Raw genomic sequence first — 19,646 nt, 5'->3', positions numbered from 1 at the left:
GTTTAAACAACTCGTTTAAGAGGTCTTTTGTAAAACGGAAATGAAATTATACAAACATAAAGCTTAAAGTTTGATTAAAGTGGGGGAAAATGTTTATGGAAATTTGGGGAAGATGAAAAAATAGAGTTAGAAATCATGGAAATTGATTAAAATCTATAAAATTGTTAAGTTCTGACCTTTTGAAATTTAATTTTTACAGAATGGTAGCGTGAGTTTAAATAAAATAGATGTAGTTTTTAAATTTGAAATAAGGTTATTATATAAATTTTGTGCTTTGATGAGATGTTAAACATTGGCATGGCTTGTCCCTTTAAAATTTATTTATTATAATTTTATTACTTTTTAGTAGCAATTTAGCTACTGTTCTTTTAAATAATAAGTTTTTATAAATTCTTTTTCATTTTTATTTGTACTATTATATTTATCTATCATTATATCTCTCAAAGTCGCATTTCTATCTTTCATATAAACTTTATTTTGACTATCTCCAGAAAACATAAAAGATATAGCATAAGATTTTTTTTCTGAATTTCTGTAACTTATAAAATCTTTTGTGTTTTTAAAAGTTCCGTTTTTATCGGGGCAGTATTTTTTAAACATCTCATAACTGTTTTTAAGTCCATATATTTCTGGAAAAATATCAAATACAGGCTTGCACTTATTTTTAAAATCATCAAAACATGGGTCATAATAAAAATCATAACACATATCATACTCACTTTTCATAAGTTCTTTTGAAGGTTGTCCTGAGACATTATGTTCAAGTAGCAAATCTAGCATTGGTTCAAAGTTTGGGATATCTTCTAGTGGTTTATATAAACTATGGTTATATTTTAATTCATCCATAGAAAGATTATAGTCAAACATATCTCTTTTTGATTGTTTTTGCAAGAATCATAAGATCATCAATATCTTCTTTTGTAAATAAATCATCTATTGAATAACCATATTTAATTGTATCACCGATAGTAAAATAAGAATATGGTTTATATCCACTTTCTAAAATAAATTTTGCTAACTCAATCCAATTTTTAAAAACTACATCTTCAAACATATATCCATAACCTTTTGGTGTATCATAATCTTTTTGTATCCAATTATATTTATAAACTATATTTATATCGTTACCATTGATAACCAACTTATCAATATTTGAATAGCTTGGAGATAAAATATAACCTTGAGTGATTGGAACTTCTTCAAATTTAGCACCATTATCATAAAGAAGTTTTATAACATTTAAACTATTCATAGAAATTGCATAAGCCATAGGACTTAAACCATATTTATCTTTTTTATGAACATCAGCACCAAGTTTAATTAACTCTTTTGTGGTATTTAAGTCATTGTAAAAGCTTGAATACATTAAAGGAGTAGTTCCATCTTCTATTTCTATATCAGCACTAAGATTATTATCTTTTATATAATTTAATACTTTGTTTGTATCTTTTTGTTTTAGAAAGTCTCTTAAAGGAATAGCTATGGGATTAACAAATTCAGTGTAATTATTATCTATATCCCAATATCTTAGTGCAAAACTATCAACTTCTTCTTGTGTAACATACTTTGAAATTTCAGAACCTGGTTTTATAACTGTATCAGCTGTAACTGTAAAATGAGAATTTTGAGAGAGTTTAAATTTATTATAAACTATAAAAGCAACTAAAATTAAAGTTATAATTATAAATGAATTTAAAAATTTGTTTTTCAAATTTAACCTTTAAATATAAATTTATAATTAAATCTCAGCCCAAATTTAAAACTAAAAAGGGCTGAAAATTTTGAAATTTAACTCAAATTATCTAGTTTTATATCGGCATAACCCTTATATTTGGGCTTAAATTTTCTTTTAATACTGCCTCTATTGCAAAAAGTGTTCCTGTAGAGCCACTTGCACAACCACTGCAAGCTCCTAAATATCTTATATAAATGTCAGTTTTGCCATCATCACTTTTTCTAATATCAACTATATCTAAATCCCCACCGTCCATCATTAGCATTGGGCGAATTTCCTCATCTATAATTGCCTCAACCATTTTAAATTGACCTATTGTATTAAGCTCTTCGAAATTATCACCTTGTTTATGAGAATCAGCCATTTTAGAGAGTTTTTCTTGCTCCATTTCAGCTCTAGTAGATGCTAAAATATCTTCTAAATAATACTCTCTTTTTTCATGTCCACCAGGTCTTATACAGCTTTTACAAAATGCACCTGCTTTAGTGTATTGAGTTATCTCTTCAACGGTCTTTAAGTCATTTAGCCTAATAACTTCTTTTATCGTTCCAAGGCTTACTCTTGCGCACTCACATACTATTATCTCATCTTCAAAATGCTCAGGATCTATTCCTTTATACTGCGCTGCAGCGGCTTTTATAACATCGTATGCCATAACTGAGCAGTGCATTTTTTGAGGTGGAACGGCTGGAGTATTTGGATCATCACGCATTGCCTTTTCTACATCTATGTTTGTTATTTTTACAGCTTGATCAACTGTTTTGCCAACACAAAGTTCAGCCATAGTATCACTACTCGCAATTGCTGTTCCACAGCCAAAACTTCTAAATTTCGCCTCTTTTATAATATTTGTTTTTTCATCCACAAGCCAGTAAAGTCTAACCGCATCCCCACAGCTCTCAGCTCCAAAATCAGCAACTATAAGTTTGCAACCCTTTTCTTTTGCCTCTTCTTCTGTTATTTCACCCATAAATTTAGGGTTATTCATCCTATCTTGAACCTTTTGTGAGTAATCCTCCCAAAATGATCCACTTATTAAACTATCTTTTGCCATTTTTTATCCTTTTTATAATCCGCTTTTATGATTTTTTGGTGCATACGCAAAACTACTTGAAATAGCTCTTAATCTCTCAACTGCTTTTTTTATCTGAACGATAGCATAATCAATCTCTTCTTCTGTATTGTATCTTGATAAAGAAAGTCTTAAAGCTGTATGAGCAAGCTCTTTATCAGCTCCAATTGCCTCCATTATAGGATTGCTTTCAAGTGTTTCACTAGCGCACGCAGATCCAGTTGATGCAGCAATGCCAGCTTTGTTTAAATCCCAAAGCATCGCCTCTCCTTCAACACCTTTAATGCTTGCTAAAATTGTATTTGGAGTTCTAAATTCTCTTTTTCCAACAACACTTACATCAGGAATTTGTAAAAGTGCATCTTCAAGCTTATCTCTTAGTCTTCTTACATGGACATTTTCCATATTTATAAATTTATTTGCAAGCTCTAAGGCCTCACCCATAGCAACTATATAAGGAACATTTAAAGTTCCACTTCTTCGTCCACCCATATGCTCACCACCATGTAAAAGTGGAGTAAGCTTTTGAGAATTTCTTATATAAAGCCCTCCAATTCCTTTTGGACCATGAAATTTATGCGCTGAAAAGCTTAAAAAATCAACTCCCGCTTCCATTACATTTACTTTGATTTTTCCAACAGCTTGAGTTGCATCTGTGTGAAACAAAACTCCTCTTTCATGGGCAATTTTAGCTAACTCTTTTATTGGAAAAATTGCTCCTGTTTCATTATTTGCCCACATTATGCTAACAAGGGCGGTTTTATCATCAATTGCATTTTTTAAATCCTCTTTATTTATAAGCCCATCACTGTTTACATCAAGTCTTGTTATCCTAACACCTAATTGTTCCAAAAATGAACAGGTGTGGCTAATAGCAGGATGCTCAACTGCTGAGATGATAATATGATCTTTATCTTTATTTAAAATTTTATCAAAATAAATACCCTTTAAAATCCAGTTATTACTCTCAGTTGCGCAAGAGGTGATGACTATATCATCCATATCTGATGCCCAAATTCCTGCATATAGCTGATCCATCGCTTTTCTTAAAGCAGGAGTTGTCTCTATGCCAAAGCTATGAAGTGAGTTTGGATTGCCATATTTTTGACAAAAGTATGGAAGCATTGCCTCATAAGCTTCAGGTGCCATCATAGTCGTTGCATTGTTGTCTAAGTAGACTCTTTTCATTATAAATTTTCTCCTTAAATTTCTTAATCTTTATTAAAATTTTAAATAGGATAAGTTTTATCTTATTTGAAATGATACACTAAAATGATTAAATTTTTGATTTACAAAGTTAAACAATTTTAAAATCTCGCCTCTCTTGATGAGTTTATTAAAGAAAAAAACTCTTTCCTAGTTCTTGGATCTGAAATAAAACTTCCTCTTAATGCTGAAGTTGTAGTTGTAGAGTTTATCTTTTCAACTCCTCTCATTTCAATGCACATGTGCCTAGCTTCCAAAACCACCCCAACACCACGCGGATTAATAACTTCTTGTAAGGCTCCAGCAATTTGTTCGGTAAGTTGTTCTTGGATTTGAAGTCTTCTTGCAAATATATTTACCATTCTTGGAATTTTAGATAAACCCACAACCTTTCCATTTGGTATATAAGCAACATGTGCTCTTCCTATAATTGGCAATAAGTGATGTTCACAAAGGCTATAAAATTCTATATCTTTTATTAAGACCATTTCGTTGTTTGAGCTTTCAAATAAGGCATCATTTAGCACAACTTTTGGATCCTCTTTATATCCACTTGTCATAAACTCATAAGCCTTAAAAACCCTTTGCGGAGTTTTTATCAATCCTTCACGATTTGGATCTTCTCCTAAAATTTCAAGCATATTTTTTACAGATTTTTCAAATTCAATACTATTTTTTTTGTTATTATCCATACTTTTCCTTAAAAATTTTTAGCCCATTTTACAACAAAATCACTTTACCGATAATAAAATTTTTAAATTTATACTTAAAATAAGGTAAAATCTGATATTATTAACATTTAAATTTTAAATTTCAAAAGGAAAATAATGGAAGTTAGTTCAAAACTGATTAATTCAGCAAATGCATCAATCGATGCTAAATTTGATGCAAAAAGCATTGAAAATAAAGTAAATGAAATAGCTGTTAAAACAGCAAAGCAAGTAAAAATTGATGGTTTTAGACCAGGAAAAGTTCCTGTTAATGTTGTTAAAAAAAGATATGAAAAAGCACTTTTAGATGATGCAAAACAAGAACTTTTTAAAAAAGCTATTGATGATGGCCTAAAAAATTTAAATAAAAAACAAAGTGATCTTTTAGGTGAGCCTGTTTTTGCAAAATTTGAAGAAGTTGATGGTGGCATAGACACAATTATTGAAATTTCTTTTAAACCAGAGATTGATATAAAAGGATATGAAAAACTTATCCCTAAGTATGAAATTCCAGAAGCTTCAAAAGATGAAGTAAAAACAAAAATTGATGAATTGTTATTAATGGTTGCTCCACTTGAAAAGGTAGATAAAGATAGTCTTGAAAAAGGTGATTTTGCCAAATTTGACTTTGAGGGATTTTTAGACGGTAAGGCTTTTGAGGGTGGAAGTGCGAAAGACTACAGCTTAGAAATAGGCTCAAATCAGTTTATTCCAGGCTTTGAAGATGCAATGATAGGATTAAAACCTGGTGAAGAAAAGGATATTAATTTAACTTTTCCAAGTGATTATAATGCAAAACATTTAGCTGGAAAAGATGTTGTTTTTAAAGTAAAACTACATGAAATTCAAGCTAAAAATCCTGCTAAAAAACTTGATAAAAAAACATTAACCGAACTTACTGGCGATGAAAAATTAACAATAAAAGCTTTTGAAGAAAGGATAGAAAACCAAATCAAACATGATAAATTTAACAAAATTTTAAACGAAGAGTTAAAACCTAAATTTGTTGATGATATGACTGAAAAATTTGATTTTGATCTACCTAAAACTATAGTTGAACAAGAAATTGATTTACAATTTAGAAACTCATGGAATAGTTTTGCAAAAGAAGATATGGAAAAATTTAGAACCGATAAAGACGCTTTAACAAACAAAAGAGAAGAGTTTAGAAAAGAGGCTGAAAAAAGCGTAAAACTAACATTTATAATTGATGAGCTTGCAAAAGAAAGAAAAGTTGAAGTAAGCGATCAAGAGTTGGTTCAAGCTATTTATTTTGAAGCTTATCAAAACGGAATTGATCCTAAAAAACATCTTGAGACTTATCAAAAACAAGGAATTTTACCAGCTGTTAAAATGGCTTTGATAGAAGAAAAGCTATTTAATGATTTGTTTAAACTTCCTGAACCAAAAGATGAAAAAGCAGACGGTAAAGAAGATAAAAAAGAAGAAAAACCTGCTAAAAAAACAACTAAAAAAGCGACTAAAGAAGAAGGGAAATAATGGCATTTTACATACCTTATGTTATTGAAAAATCTAGCAGAGGCGAAAGAAGCTATGATATTTACTCACGTCTTTTAAAAGATAGAATTATCATGCTAAGTGGCGAAATAAACGATGATGTGGCAAGTTCTATTGTATCTCAGCTACTTTTTTTGGAAGCAGAAGATCCTGAAAAAGATATCTATTTGTACATAAATAGCCCAGGTGGTGTTGTTACAAGTGGACTTAGTATTTATGATACGATGAATTACATAAGAGCTGATGTTAGCACGATTTGTATCGGTCAAGCTGCCTCAATGGGTGCATTTTTACTAAGCTGTGGAGCAAAAGATAAAAGATTTGCTCTACCAAACTCACGCATTATGATTCATCAACCACTTGGCGGAGCTCAAGGTCAAGCAACAGATATTGAAATTCAAGCAAACGAAATTTTAAGAATTAAAAAAACATTAAATGAAATTTTGGCTAAAAATACAAACCAAAGTATAAAAAAGATAGAAAAAGATACCGATAGAGATTTTTTCATGAGTGCGGCTGAAGCAAAAGAGTATGGAATTATCGATAAGGTCTTAGAAAAGAGTTCAAAATAAATGGTTTTAGAAGTTTTAACATATCCAGATAAAAGACTGTATCAAAAGTCTAAAAGTGTTGAGAAATTTGATGAGAATTTGCATAAATTTTTAGATGATATGTATGAAACTATGATAGCTAAAAAAGGCATTGGACTTGCGGCAATTCAAGTAGGCAAACCACTTCGAGCTTTGGTTATAAATTTATTAAACGAAGAAGGCATCCAAGATAAAAATGACCTAATTGAGATAATAAATCCTGAAATTTTAGAAAAAGATGGAGAAATTACCTATCAAGAAGGTTGTCTTTCGGTACCTGAGTTTTTTGAAGATGTCACAAGATCAAGTGATATAAAAGTAAGATTTCAAAATAGATTTGGTGAGTTTATAGAGCTTAGTGCAAGTGAGCTTTTAGCCGTTTGTGTGCAGCATGAAATGGATCATTTAGATGGACATCTTTTTATAGAAAAAATTAGCTATAGCCAAAAGAAAAAATTTTCAAAAGAGTATAAAAAAAGGTTAAAAGAAAAATCAAAATGAAGTCTTTAAAATGTGCAACTTTTAGCGACTCTTTGGATATCGTAACGGTTGAATCATCATTTTTAAGAGGGCTTCCTTCTTTTAATATTACAGGTCTTGCAAACACCACAATAAAAGAGAGCGAAAACCGCATAAAAGCCTCTCTTTTATCTATAAATTTTAACTTCCCACCACAAAAAATAGTTATAAATTTATCGCCATCAGATATCCCAAAAAAGGGAAGTCATTTTGATTTAGCAATTGCACTTTTAATCGCACTTCAAAAAGATAAATTTGATGAGAGTTTTTTTGTATTTGGCGAACTTGGGTTAAACGCTCAAGCCAAAAGCACAAATTCACTTTTTTCACTACTTTTATTTTTGAGTGAAAAAGTTGAGTTTGCTAAAGTTTTAGTTCCAAAAGATATTGCTTTAAAAGCTGCAACTATTCCAAATTTTGAAGTTTATGCTATCTCAAATTTAACAGAAGCTTTAAATTTTTTCTTAGATGATGAGATAAAAAGTGAGTTTTTAGTCTCAAAACCTCATCCAATTTTTGAAAAAACAATTAAAATAAAAGATAAAATTTTTATTCCAAATTTTGATTTTAGCCTTGATTTTAGCGAAGTAAAAGGACAAGCTAGAGCAAAAAGAGCAAGTCTTATAGCAGCCAGTGGAATGCACAATATCCTTTATGAAGGAAGTCCTGGATGTGGTAAAAGCATGTGTGCAAAACGCCTTGTTTATATACTTCCGCCACAAAGCCCAAAAGAAATTATGCTAAGCGTGGCGTATGAGTCTTTAAATAGTAAAAATGTTGAGTTTAGTGCCGTGAGACCTTTTAGAAGTCCTCACCACACTTCAACAAGAAGTTCTATCTTTGGTGGTGGATCGCACTCGGCAAAAGTTGGCGAAGTTGCACTGGCAAATGGTGGAGTGCTGTTTTTTGATGAGTTTCCACACTTTGGTAAAAAAATCTTAGAAAGCCTAAGAGAGCCACTTGAGGATAATAAAATTTTAATTTCGCGTGTAAATTCAAAAGTAGAGTATCAGACAAAATTTTTATTTGCAGCAGCGCAAAATCCTTGCCCTTGTGGAAATTTATTTAGTAAAAATGCCACTTGCATCTGTTCAGAAGCAGAGATAAAGCGATATAAAAGCACCATTTCAGCACCACTTTTAGATAGAATAGATCTTTATGTTGCTATGGATGAAATCTCAAAAGATGATAAGGCCACAATAACTAGTAAAGAGATGTATGAAAAAGTCTTAATTGCTTTTAAAGCTCAAGTTTTAAGAGGACAAAGTGAGTTAAACGCAAAACTTAACGATAAAGAAGTTTCTAAATTTTGCATTTTAGAAACACCGGCAAAAGATGCTTTAAACACAGCTATTTCAAGGTTTAATTTATCGCAAAGAGGCATAAACAAAACACTAAAAGTTGCTCGAACCATAGCTGATCTAGAAGAAAAAAATGAAATTTCAAAAAATCATATAATGGAAAGTCTAAGTTATAGAATAAGGGGATTTGAGTGATAAATTTATACTATGACACAAAAATGCTTGATGAAAGAGCAATAAGTGAGTTTGGATTAAGCGAAGAAATTTTACAAGAAAACGCCGCTTCAAAAATCGAAGAAGTAATTAGACAAAATTTACAACAAAAATCAAAAATTTTATTTGTTTGTGGTAGTGGCAACAACGCTGCAGATGCGATCTGTACAGCTAGAAAACTATCAAATGACTATGAGTGTGATATTTTCTTAACTTCAAATAAGTTAAATTTACTTGCTTCAATGCAGCTTGATAGAGCAAAAAAAGCTCATGTAAATTTGGTTGAAAATCCAGAATTTAGTGCGTATGAATGCTTTGTGGATGGAATTTTTGGAAGTGGTTTAAACCGCGATATGAGCGATAAAGTTTGCAAAATCATAGATGAACTAAATAAAGCAAAAGGTTTAAAAATTGCTGTTGATATTCCAAGTGGGATAACTAAAAGTGGCAAAATCGCTCAAAATGCCTTTATGGCGGACTTTACAATTACAATGGGAGCCTTAAAACTAGCACTTTTTTTAGATAGTTCAAAAGATTTAGTTGGTAAGATAATTCTAGCAAATTTAGGCATTAGTAAAACAAATTTTGAAACTATGAGCAATAGTTTTTTACTTGAAAAAACTGATTTAAATTTACCATTTAGACATTTACAAGATACAAATAAAGGAAATTTTGGGCATCTTTATGTAATAAGCGGAAATTTAAAAGGAGCTGCAATAATAGCTGCAAATGCTGGTTTTAGCATGGGAGCTGGACTAGTTAGCGTGGTAAGCGATGAAAAAATACCAAATTTAGATCCATTTATTATGCAGACAAACTCATTTGCCAAAGCAAAAGTTGTCGTTGCTGGATGTGGGCTTGGAGAAAAAACTCTAAACTTAGAACTTTTAAAAGATAAAATTTGCGTAATAGATGCTGATTTATGCTATAAAAAAGAAATCGTACCATTTTTAGAAAAAAATGAAAATTTAGTTCTAACACCTCATCCAAAAGAATTTGCTTCACTGTTAAATTTGGCTGGGTTTGGAGATTTTGGCATAAAAGATGTTCAAGCTAATAGATTTGATTTAGCCAGAAAATGGAGTGAAAAATTTAATAGTATTTTAGTTTTAAAAGGTGCAAATACAATAGTTTCTCATAAAGGCAAAATTTTTGTTTCTAGCTTTGGTTCAAGCATATTAGCAAAAGCTGGAAGCGGAGATGCATTAGCTGGTATTATAGGTGGTCTTTTGGCTCAAAACTACTCACCATTTGAAGCAGCAATTAATGGAGTTTTAGCACATTCATTAAGCGTTTTAAATTTCAAAAAAAACTCATACGCATTAACTCCAAATGATATAATAGAAGGTATAAAATGTCTGTAAAAAAAATAGCAATTTTATTTAGTGGAAACGGCTCAAATTTAGAAAATATTTTAGAAAAAGTTCACAATAAAACTTTTAATGGTGTTACCATAAAGTGTGATTTGTTAATTTGTAATAATCCTGATGCCTTTGGAATACAAAGAGCTAAAAAATTTGGACTAAAAACAGTTATTATAAACCATAAAGAGTTTAAAACAAGAGAGGATTTTGATGCAAAACTTGTAAGTTTAATACAAGAGAAAAAAATCGATTTGACAATTTTAGCTGGATTTATGAGAATTTTAACTCCAGTTTTTACAAAAAACATAAAAGCCATTAATCTTCATCCATCAATCCTTCCGATTTTTAAGGGTGGCAACGCCATAAAAGAGAGTTTTAATAGTGACATGCTAGTAGGTGGAGTAAGTGTGCATTTTGTAAGCGAAGAGCTTGATGGAGGAAAACTTATAAATCAACTAGTTTTTTATAGGAAAAAAGGTATGAGTTTAGAAGAGTGGGAGGAAAATATCCATAAGCTTGAATATGAAATTTTACCAAAAACCATAATAGAGCTTTTAGCTTTTTCTAATTAAATTTAAGTAAAATCAAAAGATTTTTTAAAAAAGGAATTAGATGTTTGAATGGTTTGCCTCACCTGAAGCGTGGATAAGTCTTTTTACTCTTATTGGTCTTGAGATAGTTTTAGGTATTGATAATATTATTTTTATAGCAATTTTATGCTCAAGACTTCCAAAAGAAAAGCAAAATAAAGCTAGAATTATAGGTCTTGGCTTTGCCATGATAAGTAGAATTTTACTACTTTTAAGTTTATTTTGGATTATGAAATTAACAGCTCCTTTGTTTAGTGTATTTGGAGAGGAAATTTCAGGTAGAGATTTGATTTTAATTATTGGAGGACTTTTTTTAATATATAAATCAACCACAGAAATTGACTCAAGCATTTCAGGCCAAACTCACGAAGAGCACATTAGCACAAAAAAAGTAAGTTTTGCTTCTATAATAATTCAAATTTCCATTTTAGATATAGTTTTTTCGCTAGATAGTGTAATAACTGCTGTTGGCATGGCTGATCATATCGAAATTATGATTCTAGCAGTTATCGTAGCAGTGGGTGTTATGATGGTAGCAAGCAAAGCAATAAGTAAATTTGTAGATGACAATCCTACTATTAAAATTTTAGCTTTATCATTTTTGATCTTAGTTGGAGTGGCTTTAGTAGCTGATGGATGTGGACTTCATATACCAAAAGGTTATATCTACTTTTCTATGGCTTTTTCTTTGGCAGTAGAACTTATCAATATAAAAATGAGAAAAAAGAGATTAGGCTAAAAGAAGATATAAAATTTTTACAAATGATTAATTTATAGGAATTTTTACCGCTCTTAGCGTTAAATTTAAAAAATTTCATAATCATAGCCCATCATTTGGGATATAATAAGAATTATTTTTTGAAAAACAACTAATTAATAAAGGAAAAAAATGAGTTTTATAAAAGAATTTAAAGAATTTGCAGTTCGTGGAAATGTCATCGATATGGCAGTAGGTGTTGTTATAGGAAGTGCATTTGGTAAAATCGTAAGCTCACTAGTAGGCGATGTTATAATGCCAGTAATAGGTGTTATAACAGGCGGGGTAAATTTTACAGATTTTAAAATAGTACTGAAACAAGCCCATGGAGAAACAGCAGCTGTAACACTAAACTATGGTAGCTTTATACAAACTACGATTGATTTTATTATTATTGCATTTTGTATTTTTGTAGCTATAAAAGCAATAAACAAACTAAAAAGAGAAAAACCAAAAGCTGAAGAAGCCCCAAAAGAACCAAGCGAAGATATCAAGCTTTTAAGAGAAATAAGAGACGAGCTAAAAAATAGATAAATTTGTAAAATCTAAACAAAATTTAATAAATTTTATTGTAATATTCCTTTTTGGAAAATTACAATTTTACTTATAGCACCGAGTTTGGCGTAGTTTTTTTGTAAATTTTAATCTTTAAAATTTACAAGCCAAAGCTAAAAGAATGGAAATTTTTTGAAAAGCTTTTTTATTCACAAACCCAATACTTTTAAACTTTTTATCTTTCATAAATTTCTAAATTTTCAAACATTAAAAATTATAAAATTTGATGATTTTAAGGAGATTTATGACTGATTATAAGTTTAGATTCAAAGATGCACTTTTGGGTGCTCAGTTTTTATTTGTTGCATTTGGCGCACTTGTTTTAATGCCGATTTTATGCGGACTTGATATAAGTGTTGCGTTATTTACAGCCGGACTTGGAACACTAATTTTTCAGCTAATTTGCCGCCAAAAAGTGGTGCCTATTTTCTTAGCAAGTAGTTTTGCTTTCATAGCTCCAATTTCATTTGCTGTTAGCAAATGGGGTCTTCCAGCTGCTATGGGAGGAGTATTTTTTGCAGGACTTGTGTACTCGGCATTTAGTTTTTTTGTAAAAATCAAAGGAAAAAGTTTTATTGATAAATTTTTACCGCCAATTGTTGTTGGACCTGTGATCATGACAATTGGACTTGTCTTAAGTCCATCAGCAGTTTCTATGGCAATGGCAAGTGGTGATATGCTTAAAAATTATCAAATTTTAAATCCAAATTTTAGCCAAAATGATGCGATGATAATAGCAGGAATTTCTCTTTTAGTAACACTTTTATGTATAATGTTTGCAAAAGGAATGTTAAAGCTAATCCCTATTTTATGTGGCATTGCAGCAGGTTATATAATATCATATTTTTATGGGATTATTGACTTTTCACCAGTTAAAGAAGCTCCTTGGTTTAGAGTGCCAAATTTCACAGCACCGAAATTTGAACTAGATGCAATTTTATATATGATACCAGTTGTAATCGCCCCAATAATAGAACATATCGGAAATGTTGTAGCAATCAGTAATGTGACAAATTATGACTTTACAAAAAAACCAGGACTTCATAAAACATTATTAGGTGATGGCGTTGCCACAAGCGTAGCAGCTCTTTTAGCTGGACCACCTTGTACCACTTACGCAGAAGTAACAGGCGCAGTAAGACTTACAAAAGCTTTTAATCCAGCTATTATGACTTGGTCAGCATTTACTGCGATATTGCTTGCATTTGTTGGCAAACTTGGAGCTTTGATAGCTACGATTCCAGCTTGTGTTTTGGGCGGTATTATGATTTTGTTATTTGGAATTATTGCAAGCGTTGGAATGGAGAGTTTGATTAAAAACAGTGTTGATATGAATGAGCCTAGAAATATGATAATTATCGCTCTTGTACTTGTTCCTGCACTTGGTGGGATGGTGCTTGACTTTGGTTTTGCAAGCTTTTCACAAATAGGCCTTGGTGCAATTATTGGGGTGTTTTTAAATTTAATCCTTCCAAAAAGCAAAGAAAAAATAGAATAAATTTTAATTTGGCAAATTTAAATATTTGTATTTGCCAAATTCTTTTAAATTTTTAATTACCAAAATACCAAAAATTAGAGTTATTTGCTTAATACAAAACTTTGATATATCTCTATTTGAGCATCAAAAAATAAAAACACCATAAACAAAACTCTAAATTTGCATCTTTAAAATCTATATTGAAAAATATAAAAAGAGAATGAAAGACTAAAAAAGATTAAATTTATCATAAAATTTAAAATAACTTTGGACTTTTTGAAAGCAAAAACAAATCAAAATATAAATTTAAAAACTATCTTAAAGTGCAGTGAATTAAAAATAATTAGAAACAAGATGCATTTAAAAAATGCATCTTTATGAGATATTAAAATTTATAGTTATATCCTAAGTAAAGTCCGTGATCTCTAACTTTTATTTTAACATCTTCTATCTTTCCATAATCACTTTCATCTATTTGGTAGCCAAATTCAACTTCATTATTCTCATCAAGCTCATATATGCCACCTATTTTTGCGCCGTAAATAAATCCTGTTTTGTCTTTGCTAAAACTATCCTTTGTATTGTCGTAGTAATCAATGCCTTCAAGTCTCATATTAAGCCTTGAAATACCGCCATAAATACCTAAACTAAACTTAAAGCTATCTGTTATGTTTGGAGTATAGTCAGCACCTATCAAGAAATCATGGCTCTTCCATTCCATGTTTCCTAAAAAATTATCTATAAAATAACTATCTTTTGCCTTAAAATTATATCTATAAGCTCCATAGACCCTAAAACTATCAAAGTCATATCCGGCTTTTACACCCAAATTTACTCTTTTATCATCTAATTTTAATTTATCTATATCGCCTTCCTCTATATCAGAGCCGCTATCATCTTTGAGCTTAAATTCCGATTTTAAGCTATATCCGCCAAAAACACCAACAAAACTATCAGCCAACAATGATGAGCAAAGCAAAGAACTTGCAACTAAACTTTTTAAAACTATGTTTTTCATTCAAAACTCCTTTTTTATAAATAAAAATTAAAATTTAATTATACTGTAACTATTATGTAAATAAGGTTAAACTTTTATCAAATAAAAAGAAGCAACATATTAAAATTAACAAAAAATTTTAAGGTTTTATATAATATATTTAGTTCAGACAGACACAACAGCTGGGTTTTTAAGTAAAAATTTACATGAAATTAACCACATTAAAAATAGAGATTTAAATCAGCCTTGTTTAATCACAACGGCAAGTTTTAACGAGCTTTCAAACTTTCCAAGAGTGCTAAAAAGATTTAGCTAGAAAGGCTAGAAAAAACCATCAAAAATTTATAAACCATAAAAACAAAAATAAAAAAAATAAGGGATTGAAGAATGAAAGCTTTAAAACAAAATTTAAAAACTGCATAAATTTACTCATTTTTATTTAAAATAAGCGAATAAACACAAACTGAAATTATAATAATAACCCCATAAACAAGCCTTGTATAAAACGCATCAAAGCCCATTGCTACGATGCCACTTTCCATTATACCGATGATAATACTGCCTATTATCGTGCCATAAATTCGCCCACTTCCACCATAAACGCTAGTTCCACCTATAAAAATCGCAGCAAAAACAAGTAGCATATAGCCATCACCTTGACTTGGCCACCAGTTTATAAACTCTAAACTTAAAATAACTCCAGCAAATGCGCTCATAAAACCTGAGTTTATAAAAAGCATAAATTTAGTTAAATTTGGTCTAAAACCAAGCATTTTGGCGCTTTTTTCATCATCACCTACAAACAAAATGCTCTCACCACTGCTTGTTTTAAAAATCAAAATATAAAGTAAAAATGATAGCACCAAAGCCCACACGCTTTGCATCGGCACTCCAAAAACTCTACCAACCAAAATATCTTTTAAAAGTCCATCTGCATTAGCCAAGCTAAGGCTTAACCCACCACTTAAAACAACACTTAACCCACGCCAAAAAAACTGTGCTCCAATAGTTGCTATGATGGATGGAATTTTAAAAAGTAGCACTAAAACTGCATTAAAAACGCCAGCCAAACAGCCAAAAATCAAAGCAAAAATTACTGCTAAAAAAAGCGAATTTGTATTATTAAAAACATAAGAACAAACAAAACCACCCATTGCCATTATGGACGGAAAGCTCATATCAAACTCCCCACTTATGATAAGTGGCAAAAGTCCGAGTGCTAAAATCAAAATCAAAGGAATACTTGAAAGATAGCTAAAATATATATTTTTACTTAAAAAAACATTTGGAGAAAAGTAGCAAAACATAGCCCAAATTCCAAAAAGCATTAAAGTTAGTGCCAAATTTATTTTATTTTCTTTTGTCATTCTACAAACCTATAAAGACTATCTAGAGTTTTAAAGTCTGATTTTTGGGCGGTTTTTAAGATTCTACCGCCTTTTAAAAGGATAAATTTATCGCCAAGCTCATAGGCTTTATTTAGGCTGTGAGTTATTAAAATAATGCTAACGTCGTTTAATTCTTTTAGATATGACGTAAGTTTATTTTGCTGCGCTACCCCAAGTGCAGTGGTTGGCTCATCTAGTATTAAAATATTTGATTTAAAATAAATCGCCCTTGCAATTGCCAAACCTTGCCTTTCACCGCCGCTTAAATTTAACGCCTTACTTTTTGCATCAAGCCCTACACCAGTGTAGTTTAGATAAGTTTTTAAAAGCTCATTTGCTACTTTTATCTCAGTTTTTTTATCAATAAAGCCAAATTTTTTAATATGTCTTGTTGCAAAAATATTTCTATAAATTTCTTGATTTTTACAAACTGCGCTTTCTTGAAAAACAACCTCAACACCTAAATTTCTCATAAATTTGAAGTTGATTTGTTTTGAGCTTAAAGCCTTTTGATTTACGCTAAACTCATCAAATTTGTCAAACTTATCAAAACCACAAAGGCACTTTATAAGGGTGCTTTTTCCAGCTCCATTATCACCTAATAAAACTAAAATTTCACCCTTTTTAAGCTCAAAATCAACGCCTTTTAAAACCTCGGTTTTACCAAAGCTTTTAAAGGCATTTTTAAGTTTTATAACACTATCTGATGCCATTTTTAATTAAAGGCTCAATTAAACTGATATTGTTTTTTGTTACAAATCCACCACCTGTATCGATGCTAAAACCTGAAAATCCGTATTTTTTACTCATATAAATTTGTAAAACGCTAAAATATCCTTGAAAATATGGCTGAGCATCACCTATAATATCAACATATCCGCTTTTTATACCAGCTAAAGTTGCAGGCGAAAGAGAAAATCCAGCGATACCGATTTTATCCTTATCAATGTTTAAATTTTTCATAATTTGAGCCATTGTCGCAGTTAATGAGCCATGATCTATAAAAGCAACTTTTAAATCAGGGTTTTTTGCCACATACGCACCAAAAACGCTTTGTCCAAGGGTTGGATCTTTGTTTATTTCAGGTGAAATTTCTATATAATCAACTTTCATTCCAGCATTTTCTAAAACCTCGATCATAGCCTTTGCACGAAGTCCTCTTGTTGGCTGACTTAAAAGTCCCCAAATCATAACTTTATCGCCCTTTTTTAAATCAAAAAACCTAATTGCTTCATTTGCCATAGATAGTCCAGCTGAGTAATTATCACTTCCTGCATATCCAAAACCACTTACTGCATTGTTTTCTTGTGTTTTTTTAAGTGGTGTGTCGATACTTGTTACAACGATACCATTTTTTACAGCTTTATCAACCAATGGCTTATACAAATCATCACCAGGATGACCCATTATAACCATTCCATCAGGCATTGTTGCACTATAAGTTTTAAAGTTTTCAACCATTTTATTTGGATCCCAGTCTGAATAATAAACCTTTAAATCAACTCCCAAATCCTTTGCAGCAGCCTTTGCTCCATTTGATATAACAGTTCCAAAGTTATCCCCTGCGCTTCCACCAGCATCAAAATAAACGCTAAATTTAGCATTTAAACCTGAAATCGCTAAAGCCGCAGCTAAAACTAAACTCTTTATTTTCATAATTTCTCCTTTTTAAAATTTTTTATATTTTAACCTAAATTTGTTACAAAAGCTCACAAAAAGCTTCAAGTCTTGTTCTAATTTGCCCACTATCTTGCTTTGAATAATCAGTCTCAATATGTAAATACGAAGCCCCTGCTTCTTTTACGCTATTTTTTACATTAAAAGCTTCAATTGCGTAAGTATGACACGCACTTAGGCTTATATCAATCACTCCATCAGCATTAAATTCATCTATCATATTTTTTAATTTTTCTAAACGAGAGCTATTTTTATACATTATAGAACAAGGAATTTTTAAATATCTATTAGCTAAGTTTTCATACAAATCACCTTTTAACTCAACTAAATTATCAAAGTTTTTACTCCCAACGCAATTTTCAAACCCAACAACAACGGCATTAAATTTCTCAACCTCGTTTATGATCTTTTTAGCAACGCCACCGCTTGGACAGCCTGTTATAATAAGTCTTTTTTTATTATTTTTTAGAGTAAATTCACTTTTACTTTTTTCTTTAAATTCATCTATCAAACCCCTTAAAAGCTTAAATTTTTCTTTTTTATCAAAAATAAAATCATTTGCAAACAAGATATCATGAAGCTCGCTTCCAGTTATTGGATTTGGATCAAGCTTTGGAAGGGAAATTATTTCAGCCATTAAACTTCGCTCGGTATTATAAATTTCTATTGCATCTGCTAATTTTTCATCAGTAATTTTTGTATTAAATTTAACTTCCAAAGCCTTTTTTAGCCTTAATATCTCGCTTTTCCATAAATTTAGACTTGAAGAATTTGTCATGTTTGGAAGTTCCATCACATAAATTTCTCTTTGATTTGCCATTAGTTCAAACATTTTCTTTTTAGCATCACAGGTTGTTTCGCCAATTATCAAATCACTTGCATTCATATAAGGGCATTTTCCACTCAAAGAGTATCCATAACTTGCCTTTACTAAAGGACAAAGATTTCTAGGAAGTTCTTTGTGGGCTTCATTTATAGGGCTTTCATCATACGCACATATTGAAATCGCCACCGCATTACTTGCGTAAATTAGCTCTTTTGGAGCGTAAGTACAAAAAACTCCAACTATTTTCTTACCACTTTGTTTTAAATTTAAAAGCTCATTTGCGTTTTGTTGTTTTAGCGAGTTAAGATTCATTTTTTATCCTTTGCTTTTCTCTTTCCCATCAAACTTGCTCCCATCGCTCCGCAAAATATGGCATTTTCATCTGTAAAAATTTCAGCATTTAAGTGAGTTTTAAGCAAATTTATAAAAATTGGAACTTTGCTTAATCCACCACTTAAAAAATAAAAGTCATTTTCAAGCTTTTTTGCTAAACTAGCGACTTTTTTAGCTGATGAATCAACTATGGCGTAAGCTAAATTTTGTTTTGAAACACCATTTGCCATAAGCGAAATTATCTCACTTTCGGCAAAAACCGTGCAAGTTGAACTAATTTCAATTCCATCTTTTGGCGAAGCTATATCATAAATCTCAGCTAAATTAAGTCCAAGTCTTGTAGCCATAACTTCCATAAATTTACCAGTTCCAGCACTGCATTTATCATTCATTATAAAATCATCTGGCTTTTGGCCAACTAGCCTTATAGCCTTTGTATCTTGTCCGCCAACATCTATAATCGTGCAGTCTTTTTTAAACAAATAACTAGCTCCAATACCATGGCAAAGTATTTCTGTAAGGCTTAAATTTGCATAATCCACGCTAACTCTACCATATCCAGTTGCAGTTATAAAAAATGGAAAATAGTTTTTGCTAAGTAAAATTTGATAAACTTTTTTTGAAATCTCAACTCCACTAAATCCAGTAGGCATGAAAAATAGATCACAAAACTCATCTAAATTTGCATCATAAATAGCTACTTTTGTCGAAGTTGAACCAATATCAATACCGATAAAATACATTAAATTTCCTAAAATTGTTATTTCTAAAACCTAGAATCTAAAGAGTATTGTAGCAAAATTATCTAAATTTAAATC

The 19,646-nt window shown here is 30.7% G+C and carries 20 protein-coding genes and 1 pseudogene; 10 read left to right on the top strand and 11 right to left on the bottom strand.

Going from position 1 to position 19,646, the window contains the following annotated elements; all coding sequences use genetic code 11:
* Positions 1 to 357: 357 nt before the first annotated feature.
* From HMPREF9309_RS09105 to folE, 5 genes are all read right to left on the bottom strand, one after another.
* Entirely contained in the window at positions 358 to 867 is a 510-nt protein-coding gene (locus HMPREF9309_RS09105) for a hypothetical protein (protein WP_016646421.1), read from the bottom strand.
* Complete coding sequence (locus HMPREF9309_RS09100; protein WP_016646420.1) at positions 860 to 1,711, bottom strand: ankyrin repeat domain-containing protein; 852 nt, start codon at positions 1,709 to 1,711, stop codon at positions 860 to 862. The genes HMPREF9309_RS09105 and HMPREF9309_RS09100 overlap by 8 nt, the downstream gene beginning before the upstream one ends.
* Positions 1,712 to 1,808: 97 nt before the next feature.
* Complete coding sequence (locus HMPREF9309_RS02810; RefSeq protein WP_016646419.1) at positions 1,809 to 2,789, bottom strand: iron-sulfur cluster assembly scaffold protein NifU; 981 nt, start codon at positions 2,787 to 2,789, stop codon at positions 1,809 to 1,811.
* 12 nt (positions 2,790 to 2,801) lie between these two features.
* A complete protein-coding gene (locus HMPREF9309_RS02805; RefSeq protein ID WP_016646418.1) occupies positions 2,802 to 3,995 on the bottom strand; it encodes a NifS family cysteine desulfurase in 1,194 nt (397 codons plus the stop codon).
* 119 nt (positions 3,996 to 4,114) lie between these two features.
* A complete protein-coding gene (gene folE / locus HMPREF9309_RS02800) occupies positions 4,115 to 4,705 on the bottom strand; it encodes a GTP cyclohydrolase I FolE (RefSeq protein ID WP_016646417.1) in 591 nt (196 codons plus the stop codon).
* A 135-nt stretch (positions 4,706 to 4,840) separates the two neighbouring features.
* On the opposite strand from folE, the gene tig reads away from it, so the two are divergent.
* The 9 genes from tig to HMPREF9309_RS02755 all read left to right on the top strand — a co-directional run bounded on the left by tig (position 4,841) and on the right by HMPREF9309_RS02755 (position 13,628).
* On the top strand, positions 4,841 to 6,223 hold the full coding sequence (tig, locus tag HMPREF9309_RS02795; protein WP_016646416.1) for a trigger factor: 1,383 nt from the start codon (positions 4,841 to 4,843) through the stop codon (positions 6,221 to 6,223).
* Positions 6,223 to 6,813, top strand: coding sequence for an ATP-dependent Clp endopeptidase proteolytic subunit ClpP (gene clpP / locus HMPREF9309_RS02790; RefSeq protein WP_016646415.1), 591 nt, complete (start codon positions 6,223 to 6,225; stop codon positions 6,811 to 6,813). The genes tig and clpP overlap by 1 nt, the downstream gene beginning before the upstream one ends.
* Entirely contained in the window at positions 6,814 to 7,332 is a 519-nt protein-coding gene (gene def, locus HMPREF9309_RS02785) for a peptide deformylase (protein WP_016646414.1), read from the top strand. It begins immediately after the preceding gene.
* A complete protein-coding gene (locus HMPREF9309_RS02780) occupies positions 7,329 to 8,846 on the top strand; it encodes a YifB family Mg chelatase-like AAA ATPase (RefSeq protein WP_016646413.1) in 1,518 nt (505 codons plus the stop codon). The genes def and HMPREF9309_RS02780 overlap by 4 nt, the downstream gene beginning before the upstream one ends.
* Complete coding sequence (locus HMPREF9309_RS02775) at positions 8,843 to 10,228, top strand: bifunctional ADP-dependent NAD(P)H-hydrate dehydratase/NAD(P)H-hydrate epimerase (protein WP_016646412.1); 1,386 nt, start codon at positions 8,843 to 8,845, stop codon at positions 10,226 to 10,228. Before HMPREF9309_RS02780 ends, HMPREF9309_RS02775 begins: the two co-directional genes overlap by 4 nt.
* Positions 10,219 to 10,800 (top strand): phosphoribosylglycinamide formyltransferase, encoded by a 582-nt coding sequence (gene purN / locus HMPREF9309_RS02770; RefSeq protein WP_016646411.1) that lies wholly within the window; start codon positions 10,219 to 10,221, stop codon positions 10,798 to 10,800. Before HMPREF9309_RS02775 ends, purN begins: the two co-directional genes overlap by 10 nt.
* A 40-nt stretch (positions 10,801 to 10,840) precedes the next feature.
* Complete coding sequence (locus HMPREF9309_RS02765; protein ID WP_016646410.1) at positions 10,841 to 11,557, top strand: TerC family protein; 717 nt, start codon at positions 10,841 to 10,843, stop codon at positions 11,555 to 11,557.
* Between the two features lie 150 nt (positions 11,558 to 11,707).
* Complete coding sequence (mscL, locus tag HMPREF9309_RS02760; protein WP_016646409.1) at positions 11,708 to 12,109, top strand: large-conductance mechanosensitive channel protein MscL; 402 nt, start codon at positions 11,708 to 11,710, stop codon at positions 12,107 to 12,109.
* A 265-nt stretch (positions 12,110 to 12,374) separates the two neighbouring features.
* Positions 12,375 to 13,628 carry a uracil-xanthine permease family protein gene (locus HMPREF9309_RS02755; RefSeq protein ID WP_016646408.1) on the top strand — a complete coding sequence of 418 codons (1,254 nt, stop codon included), beginning with the start codon at positions 12,375 to 12,377 and terminating at the stop codon, positions 13,626 to 13,628.
* Between the two features lie 364 nt (positions 13,629 to 13,992).
* On the opposite strand, the gene HMPREF9309_RS02750 is transcribed toward HMPREF9309_RS02755, so the two are convergent.
* Entirely contained in the window at positions 13,993 to 14,625 is a 633-nt protein-coding gene (locus HMPREF9309_RS02750; RefSeq protein ID WP_016646407.1) for an outer membrane protein, read from the bottom strand.
* A gap of 130 nt (positions 14,626 to 14,755) precedes the next feature.
* On the opposite strand from HMPREF9309_RS02750, the pseudogene HMPREF9309_RS09095 reads away from it, so the two are divergent.
* Positions 14,756 to 14,914, top strand: a pseudogene (locus HMPREF9309_RS09095) (Sua5 YciO YrdC YwlC family protein); the annotation flags it as partial.
* Positions 14,915 to 15,029: 115 nt separating this feature from the next.
* Here HMPREF9309_RS09095 and HMPREF9309_RS02745 read toward each other — a convergent pair.
* The 5 genes from HMPREF9309_RS02745 to HMPREF9309_RS02725 are packed head-to-tail and all read right to left on the bottom strand — an operon-like array spanning position 15,030 to position 19,571.
* Complete coding sequence (locus HMPREF9309_RS02745) at positions 15,030 to 15,971, bottom strand: ABC transporter permease (protein WP_016646406.1); 942 nt, start codon at positions 15,969 to 15,971, stop codon at positions 15,030 to 15,032.
* Complete coding sequence (locus HMPREF9309_RS02740) at positions 15,968 to 16,705, bottom strand: ATP-binding cassette domain-containing protein (protein WP_016646405.1); 738 nt, start codon at positions 16,703 to 16,705, stop codon at positions 15,968 to 15,970. The genes HMPREF9309_RS02745 and HMPREF9309_RS02740 overlap by 4 nt, the downstream gene beginning before the upstream one ends.
* Positions 16,692 to 17,648, bottom strand: coding sequence for a sugar ABC transporter substrate-binding protein (locus tag HMPREF9309_RS02735; RefSeq protein WP_016646404.1), 957 nt, complete (start codon positions 17,646 to 17,648; stop codon positions 16,692 to 16,694). Before HMPREF9309_RS02735 ends, HMPREF9309_RS02740 begins: the two co-directional genes overlap by 14 nt.
* 43 nt (positions 17,649 to 17,691) lie before the next feature.
* Positions 17,692 to 18,807, bottom strand: coding sequence for a double-cubane-cluster-containing anaerobic reductase (locus HMPREF9309_RS02730; RefSeq protein WP_016646403.1), 1,116 nt, complete (start codon positions 18,805 to 18,807; stop codon positions 17,692 to 17,694).
* Positions 18,804 to 19,571, bottom strand: coding sequence for an acyl-CoA dehydratase activase (locus HMPREF9309_RS02725; RefSeq protein WP_016646402.1), 768 nt, complete (start codon positions 19,569 to 19,571; stop codon positions 18,804 to 18,806). Before HMPREF9309_RS02725 ends, HMPREF9309_RS02730 begins: the two co-directional genes overlap by 4 nt.
* Positions 19,572 to 19,646 lie beyond the last annotated feature (75 nt).

This window comes from Campylobacter ureolyticus ACS-301-V-Sch3b (assembly GCF_000413435.1).
GTDB lineage: Bacteria > Campylobacterota > Campylobacteria > Campylobacterales > Campylobacteraceae > Campylobacter_B > Campylobacter_B ureolyticus_A.
This window is presented reverse-complemented; position numbering and strand designations above follow the sequence as displayed.